Here is a 4653-nt window from a genome sequence, read left to right as displayed (position 1 = left end):
TTCGCCATCGGACGGGCGGCCGGCATCCCCGTCGTCGTCGATCCCAAGGGCAGTGATTACCGCAAGTATCTCGGCGCGACCCTGCTCACGCCCAACCGCAAGGAGGCGCAGACCGCCTCCGGCATCGCCATCACCGATGAGGCCAGCCTGTGTCGGGCGGGTCGGGCGCTGCGCGATTCCCTGCGCCTTGAGGCCTTGGTGCTGACCCGCAGCGAGGAAGGCATGAGCCTGTTTCTCGCCGATGGGCGCGAGGTGCATCTGCCCACCGAGGCACGCGAGGTCTTCGATGTCTCCGGCGCCGGCGACACGGTCCTGGCCTTGCTGGGAATCGGCCTGGGCGCCGGGCTCGCGGTGGAGCAGGCGGCGCAGGTGGCCAACCTGGCGGCGGGCATCGTGGTTGCCAAGGTGGGCACCTCCACCGTCACGCCCGACGAAATTCTGGACGTGGCGGGACGCCGGCATGCCGACACCGACCTGAAAATCAAGGGCCGCGACCTCCTCGGCCGAGTGCTGGAGCGCGAGCGCGAGCGCGGCAAGCGCATCGTCTTCACCAACGGCTGTTTCGACCTGCTCCACGTGGGACACGTCAAGTACCTGCAAAAAGCGCGCAATCTTGGGGATCTCTTGGTGTTGGGGCTTAACTCGGACGACTCCATTCGCCGCCTCAAGGGCGCCAAACGGCCCCTCATAGGCGAGGAGGAGCGCGCCCATCTCATGGCGGCCCTCAAGTGCATCGATTACGTGGTCATCTTCGATGAAGACACTCCCCTGGAACTGATCGGCGCCCTACGTCCGCACATCCTGGTCAAGGGCGGGGATTACGCGCCCGAGGGCGTGGTCGGCAAGGAGCTGGTGGAAAGCTACGGCGGACGGGTCGAAATCATCCCCTTCGTGGACGGCAAGTCCACCACCAATGTCATCGAGCGGATTCTTGAGCGCTACCGGGATGAGTGAGGGCGAAAAGGGACCAAGAATGCGCCGGGCGGTGTTCCTTGATCGCGACGGGACGATCAACGTGGAGAAGGATTACCTTTTTCGTCCCGCGGACTTTGAATTCATCCCCGGCGCGCCCGAGGCCATCGCGCGGCTCAACCGGGACGGCTATCTGGTCGTGGTCGTGACCAATCAGTCGGGGGTGGCGCGCGGCTTTTTCGGCATCGAGGAGGTCCGGCTGCTCCATGAGCATTTGCAGCGCCGGCTTGCCGCCCAGGGGGCCGCCGTCGACGCCTTCTATCTTTGCCCGCACCATCCCGAACAGGGGCTTGGCCCCTACAAGATCGACTGCGATTGCCGCAAGGGGCAGCCCGGCATGCTGCTCCAGGCGGCGGCGGAACACGGCATCGATTTGACCCGCTCCTTCATGGTCGGCGACAAGCTGGCGGATGTGCAGGCCGGGCGCCGCGCCGGATGCCGTTCCTTGCTGGTTCTCACCGGGTACGGACGCGAGGACGCGAAAAAGTTGCAGCCCGGGGAGGCCGTGGTCGTCGCGGATCTTTCCGCGGCGGTGGATTACATTCTGCAAACAGGGGAAGATCTGGCATGAAACCAACCATGGACAAGATTCTCGTCACCGGCGCCGCTGGTTTCATCGGCTATCACCTGTGCGAACGGTTGCTCGGGGAAGGGCATGAGGTGGTCGGTCTGGACAACCTCAATGATTATTACGACGTCTCGCTCAAGCAGGCGCGCCTGGCTCGGCTGGAGGGGCGGGACGGCTTTCGCTTCGTGCGCCTCGATCTGGCGGATCGCACCGGAATGGCGGCGCTGTTCGCCCGCGAGGGTTTCACCCGCGTGGTCAACCTGGCGGCCCAGGCTGGGGTGCGCTATTCCCTGACCAACCCCCACGCCTACATCGACAGCAACCTGGTCGGTTTCATCAACATCCTCGAAGGCTGCCGGCACAATCAGGTCGAACATCTGGTCTACGCCTCGTCGAGTTCGGTCTATGGCGCCAACACGGCCATGCCCTTTTCCATTCACGACAACGTCGATCACCCCGTGTCGCTCTACGCCGCCAGCAAAAAGGCCAACGAGCTGATGGCCCACACCTACAGCCATCTCTACGGCCTGCCGACCACGGGGTTGCGCTTCTTCACCGTCTACGGACCTTGGGGGCGGCCGGACATGGCCCTTTTCCTGTTTACCCGCGCGATTCTCGCCGGGCGGCCCATTGACGTCTACAACCATGGGCGCATGCAGCGCGACTTCACCTACATCGACGACATCATCGAAGGCGTAACCCGCGTGACCTTTCGCACCGCGACGGCCAATGCCGTGTGGCGCGGCGATGCCCCCGATCCCGGCACCAGCGCCGCGCCCTATCGGCTGTACAACATCGGCAACAACAATCCGGTGGAATTACTGGAGATGATCGGCATTCTGGAGCAGGAACTGGGTCGCGAGGCGCAAAAGAATCTCATGCCTTTGCAGCCCGGGGATGTGCCGGCGACCTACGCCGACGTCGACGATCTGATGCGCGATACCGGCTTTCGTCCGGCGACCCCCCTGGCCGAGGGCATCCGGCGCTTTGTCGGCTGGTATCGGGATTTCTACAAAATCTGAACGATTTTTCCGGTTTACTCAAAAAAAGGCCGTCGCAATTTGAATGCGACGGCCCTTTTTTTTGGGGGGTGTGGTTGATCCTCAGCCGGCGTGTTGCACCACGAATTCTCGCACCGCCTCGACGGCGGCGGGGATGACCTGGCAGCGTTTGGGTTTGTCTTCGATGCCTTCCAGGGAGGTGGGGCGTTGCGGATCCTGGCCGATGGCCTGGCGCACGGCGTCGCCGAATTTGGCCGGGTGGGCTGTGGCCAGGCAGATCACGGGGCATTCGCCGCCGGAGAGTTCCTGGGCCGCGCGCACGCCCACGGCGGTGTGGGGATCGAGAACATAGCCGGTTTGCTCCTGGAAGGCGCGGAGCGTGGCTAGGGTTTGCGCATCATCCACGGCCAGGGCGGCGAAATCGGCCTGAATCCGCGTCTGCTGCTCGGTGCTGAAGCTCAGGCGGCCCTGGGCGCGGAAATCGGCCATGGCCTGGGTGACGGCGGCGCCGTCCTCGCCGAGCAGGTAGAAGAGATAGCGCTCGAAATTGCTGGCGATCTGGATATCCATGGAGGGCGACAGCGTGGTGGCGACCTGGCCCAGGGAGTAGTCGCCGTCGCGCACCATGCGCGCCAGGATGTTGTTTTCATTGGTGGCGAGAATCAGTTGCCGGATGGGCAGACCCATGCGTCGGGCGATGTAACCGGCGAAAATGTCGCCGAAATTGCCCGTCGGCACGGAAAAACTGACCTCGCGGCAATCGGTGAGACGCTGCACGCGGCCGAAGGCGTAGAAGTAATAGACCACCTGCGCCAGCACCCGCGCCCAGTTGATGGAGTTGACGGCGCCCAGGGCGTACTGGTTCTTGAAGGCGACGTCGCCGAAGATCTCCTTGACGATGGCCTGGGCGTCGTCGAAGGTGCCTTCCACCGCCAGATTAAAGACATTCGGGTCGGTGACGGTGGTCATCTGCAGTTCCTGAATGGGCGAAACCTTGCCGTGGGGATGCAGAATGAAGATGTTGATGTTTTGCTTGCCGCGCACCCCGGCGATGGCGGCGCTGCCCGTGTCGCCCGAGGTGGCGCCGAGAATGTTCATTTTTTGACCGCGCTCGGCGAGCAGGTACTCGAAAAGGTTGCCGAGAAACTGCAGGGCCACGTCCTTGAAGGCCAGGGTCGGGCCATGGAAGAGTTCCAGGATGTAAACCCCGTCCTCATGGACCACCGGAGTGATTTCGGGATGCGTGAAGCTTCGGTAGGAGCGCTCGATGAGGGTTTTCAAGTCGGCGGAGGGCAAATCGCCGGCGTAGAGAGAGATGATCTGGAAGGCCAGTTCCGGATAGGCCAGGCAACTCAGGGCCTGGATGTCGCCGGGGCTCAGGCTGGGAATGGTTTCGGGCAGCAACAGGCCGCCGTCGTCGGCCAGGCCCATGAGAACCGCATCCTTGAACGAAATGCCGCTGACTCCGCCGCGGGTGCTCTGGTAGCGCATGCAAATGTCTCCTCGGGGGTGAATTTCGCGGCCACTATAGCAGAACAGGCAAAAAACGGAAAAAAAATCAGCGCATGAAAAAGGGGGAGCCGAAGCTCCCCCTTGTCGTGTCGCTTAAGGGCTTTCGCTCCCCGGATCAGACCTTGTCCGCCAGGGTCTCCTGCACGTCGACCACGGCCACCGCGGCCATGTTGACGATGTCGGCGACGCTGTCGCCGCGCTGCAGGACGTGAATCGGCTTTTTCATACCCATGAGGATGGGCCCGATGGTTTCGGCGCCGCCGAGTTTGTTGAGCATTTTGTAGCAAATGTTGCCCGATTGCAGGTCGGGGAAGATAAAGACATTGGCATCGCCCTTGAGTTGGGAGAAGGGATACTGTTTTTCCATGATCTCCGGATCCAGGGCCACGTTGGCCTGCATTTCACCATCGACGATCAGATCCGGCGCCCACTCCTTCACCAGCTTGGTCGCCTTGGCCACCTTGTTGGTCAATGGATGCGGCGCGCTGCCGAAGTTGGAGAAGGACAGCATGGCGATGCGCGGCTTGACGTCGAAATAACGGGCCTTGGCGGCCGTCAGGATGGCCGTTTCCGCCAATTCTTCCGCCGTCGGTTCGATGG

General features: G+C 62.8%; 5 protein-coding genes. 3 read left to right on the top strand and 2 right to left on the bottom strand.

What is annotated here, in order from left to right:
- The 3 genes from rfaE2 to QAT43_RS14345 all read left to right on the top strand — a co-directional run.
- A partial coding sequence (gene rfaE2 / locus QAT43_RS14355; RefSeq protein WP_305043774.1) for a D-glycero-beta-D-manno-heptose 1-phosphate adenylyltransferase occupies window positions 1-954 on the top strand: 954 nt, incomplete at its 5' end.
- A 19-nt stretch (window positions 955-973) separates the two neighbouring features.
- Entirely contained in the window at window positions 974-1543 is a 570-nt protein-coding gene (gene gmhB, locus QAT43_RS14350) for a D-glycero-beta-D-manno-heptose 1,7-bisphosphate 7-phosphatase (RefSeq protein ID WP_305043773.1), read from the top strand.
- An 8-nt stretch (window positions 1544-1551) separates the two neighbouring features.
- Entirely contained in the window at window positions 1552-2562 is a 1011-nt protein-coding gene (locus QAT43_RS14345; protein ID WP_442900278.1) for an NAD-dependent epimerase, read from the top strand.
- 81 nt (window positions 2563-2643) lie between these two features.
- Here the strand turns inward: QAT43_RS14345 and thrC are convergent, their stop codons facing one another.
- Both thrC and QAT43_RS14335 read right to left on the bottom strand, forming a co-directional pair.
- Complete coding sequence (gene thrC, locus QAT43_RS14340; RefSeq protein WP_305043771.1) at window positions 2644-4032, bottom strand: threonine synthase; 1389 nt, start codon at window positions 4030-4032, stop codon at window positions 2644-2646.
- A 136-nt stretch (window positions 4033-4168) separates the two neighbouring features.
- Window positions 4169-4653 (bottom strand): phosphate acyltransferase (locus tag QAT43_RS14335; protein WP_305043770.1); only part of this gene is annotated, 485 nt, incomplete at its 5' end.

The organism is Geoalkalibacter sp. (assembly GCF_030604225.1).
In the GTDB taxonomy this organism is placed as follows: Bacteria; Desulfobacterota; Desulfuromonadia; order Desulfuromonadales; family Geoalkalibacteraceae; genus Geoalkalibacter.
Note: the sequence above shows the minus strand (reverse complement) of the source record. Positions and strands in the feature narration are given on the sequence as shown.

Excerpts from the sequence above, each read along its gene's own strand:
- gmhB (WP_305043773.1), top strand. The coding sequence starts at position 974 with ATGCGCCGGGCGGTGTTCCTTGATCGCGACGGGACGATCAACGTGGAG.
- QAT43_RS14345 (WP_442900278.1), top strand. The coding sequence starts at position 1,552 with ATGGACAAGATTCTCGTCACCGGCGCCGCTGGTTTCATCGGCTATCAC.
- thrC (WP_305043771.1), bottom strand. The coding sequence starts at position 4,032 with ATGCGCTACCAGAGCACCCGCGGCGGAGTCAGCGGCATTTCGTTCAAG.